13 protein-coding genes are annotated in these 16,051 nt (G+C 68.0%); 7 read left to right on the forward strand and 6 right to left on the reverse strand.

Features of this window, described 5'->3' with window-relative positions:
• Nucleotides 1–390 precede the first annotated feature (390 nt).
• Nucleotides 391–1,686 carry a serine hydroxymethyltransferase gene (glyA, locus tag GH815_RS09770; protein WP_153748592.1) on the reverse strand — a complete coding sequence of 432 codons (1,296 nt, stop codon included), beginning with the start codon at nucleotides 1,684–1,686 and terminating at the stop codon, nucleotides 391–393.
• Nucleotides 1,687–1,857: 171 nt separating this feature from the next.
• Between glyA and GH815_RS09775 the strand changes: the two genes are divergently transcribed.
• On the forward strand, nucleotides 1,858–2,625 hold the full coding sequence (locus tag GH815_RS09775) for an NAD kinase (RefSeq protein ID WP_153748593.1): 768 nt from the start codon (nucleotides 1,858–1,860) through the stop codon (nucleotides 2,623–2,625).
• A gap of 42 nt (nucleotides 2,626–2,667) precedes the next feature.
• Here GH815_RS09775 and GH815_RS09780 read toward each other — a convergent pair whose 3' ends face one another.
• The 3 genes from GH815_RS09780 to prpE all read right to left on the reverse strand — a co-directional run bounded on the left by GH815_RS09780 (nucleotide 2,668) and on the right by prpE (nucleotide 7,717).
• Nucleotides 2,668–4,098 carry a sigma-54-dependent transcriptional regulator gene (locus GH815_RS09780; protein WP_153748594.1) on the reverse strand — a complete coding sequence of 477 codons (1,431 nt, stop codon included), beginning with the start codon at nucleotides 4,096–4,098 and terminating at the stop codon, nucleotides 2,668–2,670.
• On the reverse strand, nucleotides 4,095–5,639 hold the full coding sequence (locus GH815_RS09785) for a response regulator (RefSeq protein ID WP_246176383.1): 1,545 nt from the start codon (nucleotides 5,637–5,639) through the stop codon (nucleotides 4,095–4,097). Before GH815_RS09785 ends, GH815_RS09780 begins: the two co-directional genes overlap by 4 nt.
• Nucleotides 5,640–5,821: 182 nt before the next feature.
• Nucleotides 5,822–7,717, reverse strand: a complete 1,896-nt coding sequence (gene prpE, locus GH815_RS09790; RefSeq protein ID WP_153748596.1) for a propionate-CoA ligase PrpE — start codon at nucleotides 7,715–7,717, stop codon at nucleotides 5,822–5,824.
• 151 nt (nucleotides 7,718–7,868) lie between these two features.
• Between prpE and GH815_RS09795 the strand changes: the two genes are divergently transcribed.
• From GH815_RS09795 to GH815_RS09820, 6 genes are all read left to right on the forward strand, one after another.
• Nucleotides 7,869–8,261: a cytidine deaminase gene (locus GH815_RS09795; RefSeq protein ID WP_153748597.1), complete on the forward strand. Its 393-nt coding sequence runs from the start codon at nucleotides 7,869–7,871 to the stop codon at nucleotides 8,259–8,261.
• On the forward strand, nucleotides 8,261–9,571 hold the full coding sequence (locus tag GH815_RS09800) for a thymidine phosphorylase (RefSeq protein ID WP_153748598.1): 1,311 nt from the start codon (nucleotides 8,261–8,263) through the stop codon (nucleotides 9,569–9,571). The genes GH815_RS09795 and GH815_RS09800 overlap by 1 nt, the downstream gene beginning before the upstream one ends.
• Nucleotides 9,568–10,779 (forward strand): phosphopentomutase, encoded by a 1,212-nt coding sequence (locus tag GH815_RS19190; protein WP_343030773.1) that lies wholly within the window; start codon nucleotides 9,568–9,570, stop codon nucleotides 10,777–10,779. Before GH815_RS09800 ends, GH815_RS19190 begins: the two co-directional genes overlap by 4 nt.
• Entirely contained in the window at nucleotides 10,776–11,768 is a 993-nt protein-coding gene (locus GH815_RS09810) for an adenosine deaminase (RefSeq protein ID WP_343030775.1), read from the forward strand. The genes GH815_RS19190 and GH815_RS09810 overlap by 4 nt, the downstream gene beginning before the upstream one ends.
• Nucleotides 11,761–12,393 (forward strand): uracil phosphoribosyltransferase, encoded by a 633-nt coding sequence (upp, locus tag GH815_RS09815; protein WP_153748599.1) that lies wholly within the window; start codon nucleotides 11,761–11,763, stop codon nucleotides 12,391–12,393. Before GH815_RS09810 ends, upp begins: the two co-directional genes overlap by 8 nt.
• A 167-nt stretch (nucleotides 12,394–12,560) precedes the next feature.
• Nucleotides 12,561–12,971, forward strand: coding sequence for an SPOR domain-containing protein (locus GH815_RS09820; RefSeq protein WP_153748600.1), 411 nt, complete (start codon nucleotides 12,561–12,563; stop codon nucleotides 12,969–12,971).
• Nucleotides 12,972–13,037: 66 nt separating this feature from the next.
• Here GH815_RS09820 and GH815_RS09825 read toward each other — a convergent pair whose 3' ends face one another.
• Both GH815_RS09825 and GH815_RS09830 read right to left on the reverse strand, forming a co-directional pair.
• Nucleotides 13,038–14,054: a hypothetical protein gene (locus GH815_RS09825; protein WP_153748601.1), complete on the reverse strand. Its 1,017-nt coding sequence runs from the start codon at nucleotides 14,052–14,054 to the stop codon at nucleotides 13,038–13,040.
• Nucleotides 14,055–14,127: 73 nt separating this feature from the next.
• Entirely contained in the window at nucleotides 14,128–15,753 is a 1,626-nt protein-coding gene (locus GH815_RS09830; protein ID WP_153748602.1) for an AMP-binding protein, read from the reverse strand.
• Nucleotides 15,754–16,051: the final 298 nt, after the last annotated feature.

Genomic DNA, 16,051 nt, shown 5'->3' on the forward strand with positions numbered 1-16,051 from the left:
GCGGCCGGTGGCCGAGCGGCATGCGACCGGTAAGGCGTCCCTGAGCGGGGCTGCAAGGAGGGTACAGGCAGCGGCCGGTCGGTTACCTTCCTGCCTGACCGATTCGCCGGATCGGTGCCAATCGTGCTGACCTCGACCATGGATGCCGCTTGTCGGGGACGACCGGCATCACCCGATCTGGCAGATCGCGATGCCGCGTGCGGGCGCCATTCCGGCCGTCAGTGGCCCCAGGATGGCGAGCGACACAGCACACGGGGACAGACCGGCTGCTGCGCGCCCGGGATGTCCGGTCAGGGGGTTGCGGTCAGACGGGCCGCCCGTCTGACCGCATCGGTTCGCGATGTTCAACCGCTCTGGTCGACCCGCCGGGGCCGGGGCCCGGACCCGGGCTCAGAGCCCGGGATAGAGCGGGAAGCGCGCGCAAAGCGCGGCGACTTCGGCCTTGACCTTGTCCTCGGCCGCGGAATTGCCGTCTTCGCCATTGGCGGCCAGCCCGTCCACCACTTCGGTAATCCAGCGGCCGATCTGGGTGAATTCGGTCTCGCCGAAGCCGCGCGTGGTCCCGGCCGGGCTGCCCAGGCGGATGCCGCTGGTGATGGTGGGTTTCTCGGTGTCGAACGGGATGCCGTTCTTGTTGCAGGTGATATGCGCGCGGCCCAGCGCCTTTTCGGTGGCGTTGCCCTTCACCCCCTTGGGCCGCAGATCGACCAGCAGCACATGGCTGTCGGTGCCCCCCGTCACTAGGTCAAGCCCGCCTTCCATCAGCGCGGCCCCCATCGCCTTGGCGTTCCGGATGACCTGTTCCTGGTAGACCTTGAAGCCGGGTTGCAGCGCCTCGCCGAAGGCGACGGCCTTGCCCGCGATCACATGCATCAGCGGCCCGCCCTGGATGCCCGGGAAGATGGCCGAGTTGAACTTCTTCGACAGCGCCTCGTCATTGGTCAGGATCATGCCACCGCGCGGGCCGCGCAGGGTCTTGTGCGTGGTGGTCGTGGCGACATGGGCATGCGGGAAGGGCGAGGGATAAAGACCCGCCGCCACCAGCCCCGCGAAATGGGCCATGTCGACCATCAGATACGCCCCCACCATGTCGGCGATCTCGCGGAAGCGGGCGAAATCCAGGATACGCGGGATCGCCGAGCCGCCGGCGATGATCATCTGCGGCTTGTGCTCTTTCGCCAGACGCTCGATCTGGTCGTAATCGGGCATGAGGTCGCTTTCGCGCACGCCGTATTGCACCGCGTTGAACCACTTGCCCGACTGGTTGGGCGCCGCGCCATGGGTCAGGTGCCCGCCCGCATCGAGGCTCATCCCCAGGATGGTATCGCCGGGTTTCAGAAGCGCGGTGAACACGCCCTGATTGGCCTGGCTGCCGGAATTGGGCTGGACGTTCGCATAGGCCACATCGAACAGCTTGCAGGCCCGTTCGATCGCCAGGCTTTCGGCGATGTCGACGAACTGACAGCCGCCATAATAGCGCCGCCCCGGATAACCTTCGGCATATTTGTTGGTCATCACCGAGCCCTGCGCCTCGAGCACGGCGCGGCTGACGATGTTTTCCGACGCGATCAGTTCGATCTCGTCGCGCTGGCGGCCAAGCTCAAGCCCGATGGCATGGGCGATCTCGGGGTCGCGGCTGGCAAGCGTCTCGGTGAAAAAGCCGTTGTCCTGATGCGGTGCGTTCATCCTGGCGTCTCCCTCTGGCGGCCGGTGGCGGCGTGGCCGCGGTTCTAGCGGAAGCTGCGCCGCCAAGAAAGCCGGAATTGGCGCCGCGGGGCTGGTCCTTTCGTCGGTCTTGTCATTCGCGCCGCACTGGGCAATCACTGGTCCCAAGGGCCGGAAGGGGGCGGTCAGGACATGGCGCCAGCACCGAAAATCGCCTTTCTGGCCAGCGAGACGGCCCGTGCCGAGGGCGCGCTTGAGGCGCTGGTGGCGCGCTATGGCCAGGTGCCCGCCGACCAGGCCGAGGTGATCGTGGCGCTGGGCGGCGACGGGTTCATGTTGCAGACGTTGCACGCCACGCAGGATCTGCCCGCGCCGGTCTATGGCATGAATTGCGGGACCATCGGCTTTCTGATGAACGAGTACCGCGAAAAGGGCCTGATCGCGCGGCTGGCCGCCGCTGAGCAGGAGATCATCCATCCGCTCAGGATGCAGGCGACCCGGCCCGATGGCAGCGTGGTCGAGGCGCTGGCGATCAACGAGGTCAGCCTGCTGCGCGCAGGTCCGCAGGCGGCCAAGCTGCGGATCGTGGTCGATGGCAAGCTCAGGCTCGATGAACTGGTCTGCGACGGGGCGCTGGTGGCGACCCCCGCGGGATCGACCGCCTACAACTATTCCGCCCATGGCCCGATCCTGCCGATCGGCTCGGACGTGCTGGCGCTGACGGCGGTCGCACCGTTCCGGCCGCGGCGCTGGCGCGGCGCGCTGCTGCCGCGGACCGCAAGGGTGCGCATCGAGGTGCTGGAGCCGCACAAGCGCCCGGTGATGGCCGAGGGCGACAGCCGCGGCGCGGGCGTGGTGACGGCGGTCGAGGTCGCCTCGGAACCCGCGATCGCGCATCGCATCCTGTTCGATCCCGGCCACGGGCTTGAAGAACGGCTGATCCGCGAACAGTTCCTTTAGGGCCGTGCACGCGCCAACCAGGGCATCTGCCCCTCGTCCGGCTCAAGGCTCCTGGCTGTCGGCCGATCCGTCCTTGCGCCCCCAGGACTCGCGCTTGCGGTAAAGCGTCGAGGGCGAGACATCCAGCACCCGCGCCGCCCGTGGCAGCGAACCGCCCTCGCGCGCGATGGTCTCCTCGATCACCATCTGCTCGATCTCGGCCAGCGTGCGCCCGATCAGATCGCCAAGCGCGCAGTGCCGGGCGTCACCGCGGAACACTTCGTCCCCCGGCCCGGCAGATCCTTTCTGGATCATGTCACGCTCCTGTTGCAGCGCGGCGGGCAGCATGTCGAGCGTGACATCGGGTCCGTCATGCAGCACCACGGCATGGCGCAGCACGTTCAGCAACTGGCGCACATTGCCGGGCCAGGACAGTCGGCGGAACAGGTCCGCAACCTCGGGCGACAGGCCGGTGAAGCGGCGCCCTTCCTCGGCCGCCAGACGCACCAGCGCCGACTCGGCGATCTCGATCACGTCCTCGCCCCGGTCGCGCAGGGGCGGCAGGTGGATCGGGACCACATGCAGCCGGTAGTACAGGTCTTCGCGGAACCGGCCGCGGCGTACCTCGTCCATCGGATCGCGGTTGGTGGCGCAGACGATGCGCACATTGACCTTGCGCGGATGCGGCGCACCGATCGGCTGGATCGTCGAGGTCTGAAGGAAGCGCAGCAGCTTGGTTTGCAGCGCCGCATCCATCTCGCAGATCTCGTCGAGAAACAGCGTGCCGCCATCGGCCACCGCGGCCGCGCCGGGCTTGTCCGCCAGGGCCCCGGTAAAGGCGCCCTTGGCATGGCCGAACACCTCGGATTCCAGAAGATCGCGCGGGATTGCGGCGCAGTTCAGCGGCACGAAGGGGCCATTTGCGCGGGACGAGGCGGCATGCACCGCCTGGGCGCAGATTTCCTTGCCGGTGCCGCTTTCACCGGTGATGAAGACCGTCGCCATCGACCGCGCGACCGAAGCGATGCGGGCATAGACCGCCTGCATCTGCGGCGAGCTTCCGACGAAATCCTCGCGGGGGACAGCGCCCGGACGGGGGGGCGATGGGCGGGCGGCGCCATTGCCCGGCCGCTCGGCCAGCGCGGTCTCGACCGCATGCAGAAACCGCTGTTCGTTGAAGGGCTTGAGCAGGAATTCATAGGCCCCTGCGCGCATCGCCTCGACCGCCCGGTTGATCGAGCCGTTGGCGGTGATGACGATCACGCGGGTATCGGGCGCAATCGACAGGATTTCCTGAAGCACCGCCTGGCCGGGGCGGTCGGGCAGCATCAGATCGAGCAGCACCACCGCCGGGCGCAATGCGCGGAACCGGTCAAGCCCCTCGGCAGCGGTGGATGCCGACACGACCTTGTGCCCGGCCCCGCGCAGCACCGATTCGTAGACCATCTGAAGCGATGGCGTGTCCTCGATCAGCAGAAGCGGAAGCGCGGTCATCCTGCGGCCTCAACCGCGAAACGGGTCTCAAGCTCGCCGCCAAGCGCGGCGCGCAGCATCTCGATCCGGTGCATCACCCCGGGCACAAGGCCCGCAACCGCCGTCCGCTGCCCGATCCGGGCGGCGGTGTTCAGCGCCTCGGCATCGGACTGGAGCGCGGTATTGCCCACCGCGCCCGCCAGCGAGATCAGCACATGGGTCCGGGCCCGGATCAGCGCCATGTCGTCGCGCGCGCTGCCCTCGCCGATCCCGCTGAGAACGGTGCCGAGATCCTCGCGCATGCGGCCCAGCAATTCGCGCCCGTCCTCGGGTCCGGCCAGGGCGAGCAGCCGGTCCAGATGCACGCGGTCGAACGGCGCCCCCACCCATGGGGCGGCGCGGAAAGCGGGGCGCTTGCTCAGCACCCGGGCAATCGCCTCGCCAAAGGCGTCAAGGCTCATGATCGGCTTGGCAAGGATCCCGTCGGCGCCCGCGGAATAGATCTGGTCGCGGTTGGCCGACAGCACGAAGGCGGTGATCGCCAGCACAGGCGAGGCAGGTTCCCCGGCCTCGGCCTCGGCCGCACGCAAGCGGCGGATCACGTCGATCCCCGACAGCCGCGGCATCTCGATATCGACCAGCACCAGATCGAAGCGGCGCGCGGCCAGCGCCTCGGCCGCTTCCTCGCCATCCTCGACCAGCGTCACCTCGGCACCAAGCGTTTCCAGCATCTGCTGCACCAGAAGCCGGTTGGTCGGGTTGTCCTCGGCCACCAGAACGGTGCAGCCGGTCAGGTCGGGCAGTTCCGCCATCGCGGCAGGCGCCTCGACGCCGGGCGCCCAGGACCGGCGCGGCAGGATCAGCGAAACTTCGGCCCCGCCCTCGGCACCGTTCGCAACCTGGATCTGGGCGCGGATGCGTTGCGCAAGCTCGCGCACGATATGCAGCCCCAGCCCCGTCCCGGGCTGGCCGCTGTCCTCGGGCCGACCGGCATAGTCGAACAGCCGCGCCAGCGCCGCGTCGGAAAAGCCGGGGCCGGTATCGCGCACGCGCAGGCACAGCGCCTCTTGCGGGCCCAGATGGACGCGCAGACGCACCTCTCCGGCGGGGCTGTATTTCACCGCATTGCCGATCATGTTCGACAGGATGCGTTCGAGCGCCGCGGGATCGGTGCCGATCTCGGCGGGCAGGTCGTCGGCCCGCTCCAGCCGGAAGCCAAGCCCGCGCTGCCCGGCATGGGCCCGCCAGCGGGCCCCGATCCGATCGAGAAAGGGGCCAAGGCTGGTGGGCAGCGGCGCATCGGCACGGGGCGCGTCATCGCCGGTCACCAGCGCAAGGGTTTCGTCGGTGAGCCGCACAAGCTGCTCGGCCGAACTCTGGACCCGCTGAAGCTGAAGCTGGGAATCGGGGTCAAGCCGGGAGAGATCGGCAAGCGCGAGCCCGCCGAGGATATCCGCTATCGCGGCGCGCATGTCGTGGCCCAGCATGGCGGCCCGGTTGCGCGGGGATTGCGCGTCACCCTCTCCCCGCAGTCCGGTTCCGGGCTGTCGTACCTCCGGCATGTCGATCACCGCAGCCACTACGTCCGAAACCGGTGGACCAACCATGGCGGCACTCGTAAAGGTTGCATCAAATTAGTCTAGTCGCCCGTATGCAGCAGGCCAACCTGTATAATAAGTCAGGTCGCGCCCTGCCCTGGCCCCGTGCCGCCGGGTCGTCCCGTGGCACGGGGGCGCAGGTCGGGTCAGGCCGCCTGGGGATAGCCCAGCGCGCGCAGCGCCTGCGCGATCTCGTCCAGAATCGCGGGATCGTCGATGGTGGCGGGCATCTTGAACTCTTCCCCGTCGGCGATCTTGCACATCGTCCCGCGCAGGATCTTGCCCGAGCGGGTCTTGGGCAGACGGTCCACCACCACGGCCAGCTTGAAGGCCGCGACCGGGCCGATCTGGTCGCGCACCAGCTTGACGCATTCGCGGACGATCTCGCCATGGTCGCGGGTGACACCCGAGGTCAGGCACAGGAAACCCAGCGGCAATTGCCCCTTCAACTCGTCCGCGACGCCGATCACGGCACATTCCGCGACATCGGGATGGCTGGCCAGAACCTCCTCCATCGCGCCGGTGGACAGCCGGTGGCCCGCCACGTTGATCACGTCATCGGTGCGCGCCATGATGTAGAGATAGCCGTCCTCGTCCTTGTAGCCCGCATCGCCGGTTTCGTAATAGCCGGGGAAATGGCTCAGATAGGATTTGTGGAACCGCTCGGGCGCGTTCCACAGCGTCGGCAGCGTTCCGGGCGGCAGCGGCAGCTTGATGGCGATGGCGCCCAGCGTGCCCGGCGCGACCTCGTGCCCGCCCTCGTCCAGCACATGCACGTCGAAGCCCGGCATCGCGACCGAAGGGCTGCCGATCTTGACCGGAAGCTTCTCGATGCCCAGCGGGTTTGCCGCGATGGCCCAGCCGGTTTCGGTCTGCCACCAATGGTCGATCACCGGCACGCCCAGCATGCGCTGCGCCCATTTGATCGTGTCGGGATCGGCCCGCTCGCCCGCAAGGAACAGCGCACGCAGCCCGGTCAGGTCATACTTGTTGACGAATTCGCCATTCGGATCGGCCCGCTTGATCGCGCGGAACGCGGTCGGCGCGGTGAAGAAACTCTTGACCTTGTGTTCCGAGATCACCCGCCAGAACGTGCCCGCATCCGGCGTGCCGATGGGCTTGCCCTCGAAGACGACGGTGGTATTGCCGTGGATCAGCGGCGCATAGCAGATATAGCTGTGGCCCACGACCCAGCCCACATCGGATGCCGCCCAGAACACCTCGCCCGGCTCGACATTGTAGATGTTCTTCATCGTCCAGTTCAGCGCCACCAGATGCCCGGCGGTCGGCCGCACGACGCCCTTGGGCTGGCCCGTGGTGCCCGAGGTGTAAAGGATATAGGCCGGGTGGTTGCCCTCGACCGGCACGCATTCGGCGGGCTGCACACCATACTGGAACCCGTGCCAGTTGACGTCGCGCCCCTCTTTCAGCAGCGCCACTTCCTGTTCGCGCTGAAAGATCACGCAGAAATCGGGCTGGTGGGTCGACAGATCCAGCGCACCGTCCAGCAGCGGCTTGTAATGCACGATCCGGCCCGGTTCGATCCCGCAGCTTGCCGCGATGATGCATTTCGGCTTCGCGTCGTCGATCCGCACCGCCAGCTCGTTCGCGGCAAAGCCGCCAAAGACCACCGAATGGATCGCGCCCAGGCGGGAACAGGCCAGCATCGCCTCCAGCGCCTCGGGAATCATCGGCATGTAGATGATGACCCTGTCGCCCTTTTCCACGCCCTTGGCGCGCAGGGCGCCTGCCAGTTGGGCGACGCGGTTGCGCAGCATGACGTAAGAGATGGATTTCCGGGTGCCGGTCACCGGGCTGTCATAGATGATCGCGACCTGATCGCCGCGTCCGGCCTCGACATGGCGGTCCACCGCGTTCCAGCAGGTGTTGACCATGCCATCCACGAACCATTCATAGGTCGGGGCGTTCTCGTCGAACAGCGCCTTCGTGGGCTTCTTCACCCAGTCGATGGCCTCGGCCGCCTGCATCCAGAAGCCTTCCGGGTCGGTCCTCCAGCCTTCGTAAAGCGCGCCGTAGCCCATGATCGCTGTCCCTCCTTTGGTGTGCGAAATTCTGTTACGCAGGCAGGCGCGATAGCGCAAGATCCAAACCCGCGCAGCGCAGCGCACAGGCGGGGATGTGCTCTTGCATCCCCCGTGGGGCCGCCGCAGATTAAGCCCGAAGGAGAACCCCATGCCGCTGATATCCGCTGCCCGCGCGGTGCGCGAAAACGCCCACGCCCCCTATTCGCGCTTCAAGGTGGGCGCGGCGATCCGCGGCGCCGACGGGGCGATCTATGCGGGCTGCAACGTGGAAAACATCGCCTCGCCCGAAGGCACCTGCGCCGAGGCGGGTGCGATCGCGGCGATGGTGGCCGCAGGTTGCCGCGAGATCGTCGAGGTCGCGGTCATCGCGGACGGCCCCGCCCCGGTCACCCCCTGCGGCGGCTGCCGCCAGAAACTGGCCGAATTCGCCGCAGCGGACGTGCCCGTGACCATGGCGACGCTGTCGGGCGAAACGCTGGTGATGACCGTAGGCGCGCTGCTGCCCGGCGCGTTCTCGGCGGCGCAAATGGGCGGGCGCTGATGGACGCGCGCGGCATCATCGCCAGGGTGCGCGACGGCGAGGCGCTGTCCCAGGACGACCTGATCTGGTTCGCCAGCGGGCTTGCCAGCGGGGCCGTGACCGATGCGCAGGCCGGGGCCTTTGCCATGGCGGTGCTGCTGAACGGCCTGACCACGCCCGAGCGGGTGGGGCTGACACGCGCGATGCGCGACAGCGGCAAGGTGCTGGACTGGGATCTGCCTGGCCCGGTGCTGGACAAGCATTCCTCGGGCGGCATCGGCGATTGCGTGTCGCTGGTGCTTGCCCCCGCGCTGGCGGCCTGCGGCGCCTATGTGCCGATGATCTCGGGCCGCGGGTTGGGGCATACCGGCGGCACGCTCGACAAGCTGGAGGCGATTCCGGGCTATCGCACGCAGGTTTCGGTGTCTGAACTGAAGTCGATCACCGCCGAGATCGGCTGCGCGATCGTCGGTGCCTCGGCCGATATCGCGCCTGCGGACCGGCGGCTTTACGCGGTGCGCGATGTCTCGGCCACGGTGGAAAGCATCGACCTGATAACCGCCTCGATCCTGTCCAAGAAACTGGCCGCCGGGCTCGAGGCGCTGGTGCTCGATGTCAAGGTCGGCTCGGGCGCCTTCATGAAGACACTGGACGAGGCCGAGGATCTGGCGCGCGCGCTGGTCACGACCGCGCAGGGGGCGGGCTGCATGACGACGGCGCTGATCACCGACATGTCGCAGCCGCTGGTCGGCGCGGCGGGCAATGCGCTGGAAGTCATCGAGGTGATGGAGACGCTCACGGGGACCGGCGTCACGCCCGCCCTGTGGGACATCACCTGTGCGCTTGGCGGCGAGGTGCTGGCGCTGGGCGGGCTGGCGGACGATTCTGCCGATGGCGCGCGGCGGATCGCGCGGGCGCTGGAATCGGGCGAGGCCGCGCTGAAATTCGGCGAGATGGTCGCCGAACTCGGCGGGCCGCTGGATTTCGTCGAACGCTGGCCCGACCGGCTGCCCGCCTCGCCCGTGATCCAGGAAGTGGTGGATAACGAGGGCGGCATCGTGCAGGCCATCGATGGCGAGGCGCTGGGGCTGGCGGTCGTGGCACTTGGCGGCGGGCGGCGGCGCGAGGGCGACCGGATCAACCCCTCGGTCGGGTTGTCGGAACTGGCCGCGCTGGGCGAGGATATCGGCGCGGGCCAGCCGCTGGCGCTGGTCCATGCCTCCTGCGAGGCAGATGCCGAGGCGGCGGCGCGGGCCGTGCTGGCGGCCTATCGGCTGGGCGACAGCGTGCCCGACATCCCCCCGCTGGTGCATCAGAGGATCCTGCGGTGACACGCGCCTTTCTGGTGGTGATCGATTCCGTGGGCTGCGGCGGCGCACCCGATGCAGGCGCCTTTTTCAGCGATGGCATGCCGGATACCGGAGCGAACACACTTGCACATATCGCACATGCCTGCGCCGCTGGCTCCGCCAAATCCGGCCGGACTGGCCCATTGAACTTGCACAATCTCGATAATCTGGGCCTTGGTGCCGCGATCCGGCTGGCCAGCGGCGAAGCCGCGCCGGGGCTGGGCGCCGCGCCGCAGGGCCTATGGGGCGCAGCAACCGAAACCTCGCGCGGGAAGGACACGCCATCGGGCCATTGGGAACTGGCGGGGGTGCCGGTGCCCTGGGACTGGCACTATTTCCCGCGCACGGTGCCCGCCTTTCCCGAAGCCCTGCTTGCCGAGTTGCGCGCCCTCGCGGGCACCGACGGCACGCTGGGCAATTGCCACGCCTCGGGCACCGAGATCATTGCACAACTGGGCGCCGAGCATCTGAGGACCGGCTGGCCGATCTGCTACACCTCGGCCGACAGCGTGTTCCAGATCGCCGCCCATGAACAGTCCTTCGGGCTCGACCGGCTGTTGCGACTTTGTCAGGCGATCGCACCCAGCCTGCACGCGATGCGGGTTGGCCGCGTCATCGCGCGCCCCTTCACCGGCAGCCCCGAAACCGGCTTCAACCGCACGCAGAACCGCCACGACTATGCCTGCGCCCCGCCCGCGCCAACGCTCTGCGACTGGGTGCAGGGGTCGGGGCGGCGGGTGCAGGCCATCGGCAAGATCGGCGACATCTTTTCCATGCGCGGCATCGACGAGCTGCGCAGGGGCAGCGATGCCGAGTTGATGGAACATTGGGTCGCGCTGATGGATCAGGCCCCCGAAGGCAGCCTGACCTTCGCCAATTTCGTCGAGTTCGACAGCCTTTATGGCCACCGCCGCGATGTTGCGGGCTATGCAAGCGCGCTGGAATGGTTCGACGCACAACTGCCCCGCGTCTTCGCCCGGATGCGGCCCGGCGATCTGATCCTGATCACCGCCGATCATGGCAACGACCCGACATGGCCCGGCACCGACCACACCCGCGAACGCGTGCCGGTGCTGGGCGCGGGGCTCGGCCCCCGCGCAATCGGCCTTGTCGCCTTTGCCGATGTCGCGGCCAGCATCGCCGCGCATCTGGGCGTGCCCGCGCAAGGCCCGGGACGGAGTTTCCTGTGAGCCTGACCGCCCTGCCCAGGATCGAACTGCATCACCACCTGGAAGGGGCCGCACCGCCCGCGCTGATCCGCGACATGGCGCGTGCCCGGCATGTCGACATTTCGGGTATCTTCGGTCCTGATGGCGGCTATTTCTGCCGGGATTTCCCCCAGTTTCTCGACATCTACGAAGCCGCGACCTCGGTGCTGCAAGGCCCCGGCGATTATGCCCGGCTGACCGCGGCCGTTCTGGAACAGGCGGCCGCGCAGGGCGTGGTCTACCTGGAAACCTTCCTATCGCCCGATTTCTGCGGCGGCCGCGACCTGACGGCCTGGCGCGAATATCTGCATGCCATCGAGGAAGCGGCCGCCGCAGCCGAGGCCGCACATGGCATCACGCTGCGCGGCATCGTCACCTGCATCCGCCATTTCGGCCCCGACAAGGCCCGCCAGACAGCCCTGTGCGCCGCCGAAACCGCAGGTCCGTTCATCGTCGGCTTCGGCATCGCGGGCAATGAGACCGCAGGCCATCCGCGCGATTTCGCCTGGGCCTTCGACATGGCGCGCGAGGCGGGGCTGGGGCTGACGGCGCATGCGGGCGAATGGGGCGGGCCGCAATCGGTGCGGGACGCGCTGTCCGATCTGCGGGTGGACCGCATCGGCCATGGCGTGCGCGCCATCGAGGATCCCGCGCTGGTCGAGCATCTGGTCGAAACCGGCATCGTGCTGGAAATCTGCCCGGGGTCGAACATCGCGCTGGGGCTCTACCCCGACTGGCGGTCGCACCCGATCGAGCGACTGCGCAAGGCGGGGGTCAAGCTGACCGTCTCGACCGATGATCCGCCCTTCTTCCGCACCAGCATGACCCGCGAATATGACCGGCTTGCCGATGCCTTCGGCTGGGACGAGGACGTTTTCGCACAGATCAACCGGGTGGCGCTGGACGCCGCCTTCTGCGACGCTGACACCCGCGCCGCGATCGCCAAGAAACTGGAGCCTGCCGATGTATGAGCATCTGACCATCGTCAAACACCCGCTGGTGCAGCACAAGCTGACGCTGATGCGCGACAAGGACACGCCCACCGCCGTCTTCCGCCAGCTTCTGCGCGAGATCAGCCAGTTGCTGGCCTACGAGATCACCCGCGAACTGGAAATGACGACCCGCCGCATCGAGACGCCGCTCTGCGAGATGGACGCCCCCGTGCTGGCGGGCAAGAAACTGGCGCTGGTGTCGATCCTGCGGGCGGGCAACGGGCTCCTGGACGGGGTGCTGGAACTGGTGCCGTCCGCGCGGGTGGGCTATGTCGGGCTTTACCGCGACGAGAAGACGCTTCTGCCGGTGCAATATTACTACAAGGTGCCGACCGATCTGGAAGACCGGCTGGTGATCGTGCTGGACCCGATGCTGGCCACCGGCAATTCCTCGGCCGCGGCGGTCGATCTGCTCAAGGCGTCGGGGGCGAACAATATCCGCTTCATGTGCCTTCTGGCCGCGCCCGAAGGCGTCGCGCGGATGGGACAGGCGCATCCGGATGTCCCCATCGTCACGGCGGCGGTGGACGAATGCCTGAACGAACACGGATATATCGTGCCGGGTCTAGGGGATGCGGGCGACCGGATGTTCGGCACCAGATAGCCGGAAACCACTTTACAACTTGTGGGCGATCTGGCAGTCTATGACTAGATATTGTGGGGCATCGCATGGAAATCCGCGCCAGACTTTGCACATTCCTCGCGGTTGCGGGTTTGGGCGCGGCGCTCGGGTCGGCCCCCGCACCCGGTCTGGCCAACGGAACCGGGGCGATGGACGCAACGATCCGGCCCCTGCCGGTGCGCATTCCGCCGGGCTTTCGCGCGGTGTGGGAGGATGACCGGCTGAACCCGCAGCGCGGGCCGCGCACGGCCCGGGGCGATGCCCAGATGGCGCTGGTCTGGACCGATACGGTGCCGATGCAACTGGCAAAGCCCACGGTCCCGGCCGCGGCGGCGCCCCGCTTTCTGCGAGTCGGCGCCTATGACACGGACACGGCGGCCCGGCCGACCGTCCGGACGATCCAGGGCCTTGGCCTGCCGGTCAGCCGGGCATCCGGGCAGCGCGCCGGCCAGCCCGTCCAGGTGATCTATGCCGGCCCCTTCCGCGATGCCGCAGCACTGGCGCGGGCCGAAACCCGGCTGAAACGCGCAGGCTTCTTCGACCTCGAATATCGCAAGTAAGACGATCGAGCAGCAAGACAGAGGCGCCCCGTCCCCGGACGGGGCGTTTCACTTTGCAGGGCTGCCTCAGCCCCCGCAGATCGCCTGAAGCTGCACCCAGTCGCCATCCGACAGCAGCGGCGGCGCCAGCTTGCCGCGCATCGGGTCGGCCTCGACCAGACCCAGCACCCGCTCGCCCGAGATGTCGAGCGCATAGGCATAGGGCGCCGAGGGCACGCCCGCGCGGGCGAAGCGCTCGATCAGGGCGTCGTCGGGCAGCGGCCGGGGGGGTGCCGTCAGCACGGTGCGGGCGTGCTGGTCAAGCGCGCGCTCGGGCAGGTGGCCGGTTGTCAGCAGCCGGAAGGTCGCCAGAACGCCCGCCTCCTTCAGCAGCATGGCCAGCGGATCGGACCGCGCGGCGCGGGCGGATTCGGCCAGGATGAACCCCGCAACGGCGCTGGGATCGTCATGCTCCTCGACCAGCGCGCGGTTCAGAAGGATGATCCGCCCCGGCAGATGCGTCGCCCGCGGCATCCCCGTGGGCAGCACGAAGACACGCGCCCCGCTGCCGGGCAGAAGCCGCTCGGTCAGCCGGTCCAGCGCCTGCGCACCGCCCGGGCGGGTGCAGGGCGGGCCGGTGACCTGCGTCACCCGGCCCAGAAGATCGCGCCCGATCTCGGCGCGGACCTGAAGCGGCACGACCGACACGGTATGGCGCACCAGCGCGCCCGGCAGCCAGAACACGCCCAGCGCCATGATCCCGGCGGCGATGGCACCAAGGATCGCCAGCCGCAGCCGCCCGGGATGCGGTTCGGCCCGCGATACGGCCGTGCGCACGGTTTCCAGCGCCTCGATCATCAGGGGATCGTCCACCTCCAGCGTCTCGTCGCTGTCGGTGTCGGGGGCATAAAGCGCGGGCATCTCGCCCGGGTTCAGCCGGTCCAGAGCGGCCAGCGACCAATGCGTCAGCACCCGGTCGGCACTGTCGGCAACCACCAGCGAGGCGTCGCCGAAGGACAGGATCACGTTCCGGCGCTGGGCCTCGGCGTGTTCGCGCCAGACCCCGGGGCTTTCGAGCCGTTGATACTGCTTGAGCGCCGTCATGGGCGGCCGACCGTGCCTGTCCGTTGCCTGCAATCACGCCCAGAGATACCCGCGCAGCGCGCGCGCCACAATCTCACAACTCCTTCGCCAGCTTGCGCAGCTCGAACTTCTGGATCTTGCCGGTCGAGGTCTTGGGCAATTCGCGGAATACCACCGTCTTGGGCGTCTTGAACCCGGCAAGCTGGTCGCGGGCAAAGGCGATCAGCGTGGCCTCGTCGACACTGTGGCCGTCCTTTAACTCGACAAAGGCGCAGGGCACCTCGCCCCATTTCTCGTCGGGCTTGGCCACCACGGCGCACAGCAGCACATCGGGGTGGCGCATCAGCACGCCCTCGACCTCGACCGAGCTGACATTCTCGCCGCCCGAGATGATGATGTCCTTGGCCCGGTCGGCGATCTGAAGGTAGCTGTCGGGATGATGCACCGCCAGGTCGCCCGAATGGAAATAGCCGCCCTGGAAAGCCTCGCGCGTGGCGCGGGGGTTCTTCAGATAGCCCTTCATCACCCCGTTGCCGCGGAACACGATCTCGCCCTGCGTCTGCCCGTTCATCTGCACCTGCTGGTGCTTTTCGTCCCAGACCCGCGCCGGTTCCATGAAGGGCATCGCCACACCCTGCCGCGCCTTGAGCGCGGCGCGCTCCTCGCCCTGCGCATGGTCCCATTTGCTGTTCCATGTGCATTCTGTCGCCGGGCCATAGGTTTCCGTCAGCCCGTAGACATGGGTGATGTTGAATCCCATCGGCTCGATCCGGGCCAGCGTGACCGGGGCAGGGGGGGCGCCCGCGGTGAAGACCTCGACCAGGTGGCCAAATTCGCGCCGGTCCTCGTCCTTGGCGTTGACCAGCATGTTCAGAACGATCGGCGCACCGCCGAAATGGGTCACGCCCTCGTCCGCGATGGCGTCGAAGATCGCGCGCGCCGTGATGTCGCGGCAACAGACGGCCGTGCCGCCGACCAGCGGCATCATCCAAGTGTGGCACCAGCCGTTGCAATGGAACAGCGGCACGATGGTCAGGTATTTCGGATGAAGCGTCATCCGCCAGGAAATCACCTGCCCCATCGCGTTCAGATAGGCGCCGCGATGGTGATAGACCACGCCCTTGGGCCGCCCGGTGGTGCCCGACGTGTAGTTCAACGCCAGGCTTTCCCACTCGTCCTCGGGCAGGATCCAGTCGAAATCGGGATCGGCCTTGGCCAGGATATCCTCGTATTCGGGATACTCGCCGATCGCATGCACGCCTGCGGCATCGTCGGCCACCTCGATGATGACGGGGGGCTCGCCCTCCATGTCCTCGATGGCGGCGGCGGCCAGCGGGATGAATTGCGGATCGCACAGCAGCACCTTGGCCCCGCCATGGTCCAGGATGTAGCTGACCGTATTGGCGTCGAGCCGGATGTTGATCGTGTTCAGCACCGCCCCGCAGGCGGGCACGCCGAAATGCGCCTCGGCCTGGGCGGGGATGTTGGGCAAGAGCGTCGCCACCACATCGCCCGGTTTCACACCCATCGCCGCCAGCGCCGAGGCCAGCCGCGTCACCCGCGCATGATACTGCCGGTAGGTGTAGCGGCGGCCACCGTAGACAAGGGCCTCGTGATCGGGAAACACCTGCAAGGCCCGGGCAAGGAAGGACAAGGGCGTCAGCGGCACGAAATTCGCCGCGCATTTCTCCAGACCCGTTTCGTCGGACAGCCAGCCCATTGTTCCTTGCCTCCCGGTGCTTCGTTGGACGGCGCGGAGTTTGGCCGCGGCGCGCAGCTTTGAAAAGGGCCGTCGCGCAGATCAGACCCTGCGCCGCATCGGGCTGCGCCGATTCTCCTGCGCCCGGCGCGCCGGTCGATGGCGGCCCGGTCATGGTTGACTGTTCCTGACCGGCCCCCAATGCCCCCGCGACGCATCCGATTGCGCGAGCCCGCGACACGCGCGCCGCAATGCAATCGCAATCGGGCCGAATTGCCGTCCGCACGCCCGGGTTAACGTTGCTGTAGCGAACAGGCCG

The organism is Rhodovulum strictum (genome assembly GCF_009649175.1).
Taxonomy (GTDB): Bacteria; Pseudomonadota; Alphaproteobacteria; order Rhodobacterales; family Rhodobacteraceae; genus Rhodovulum; species Rhodovulum strictum.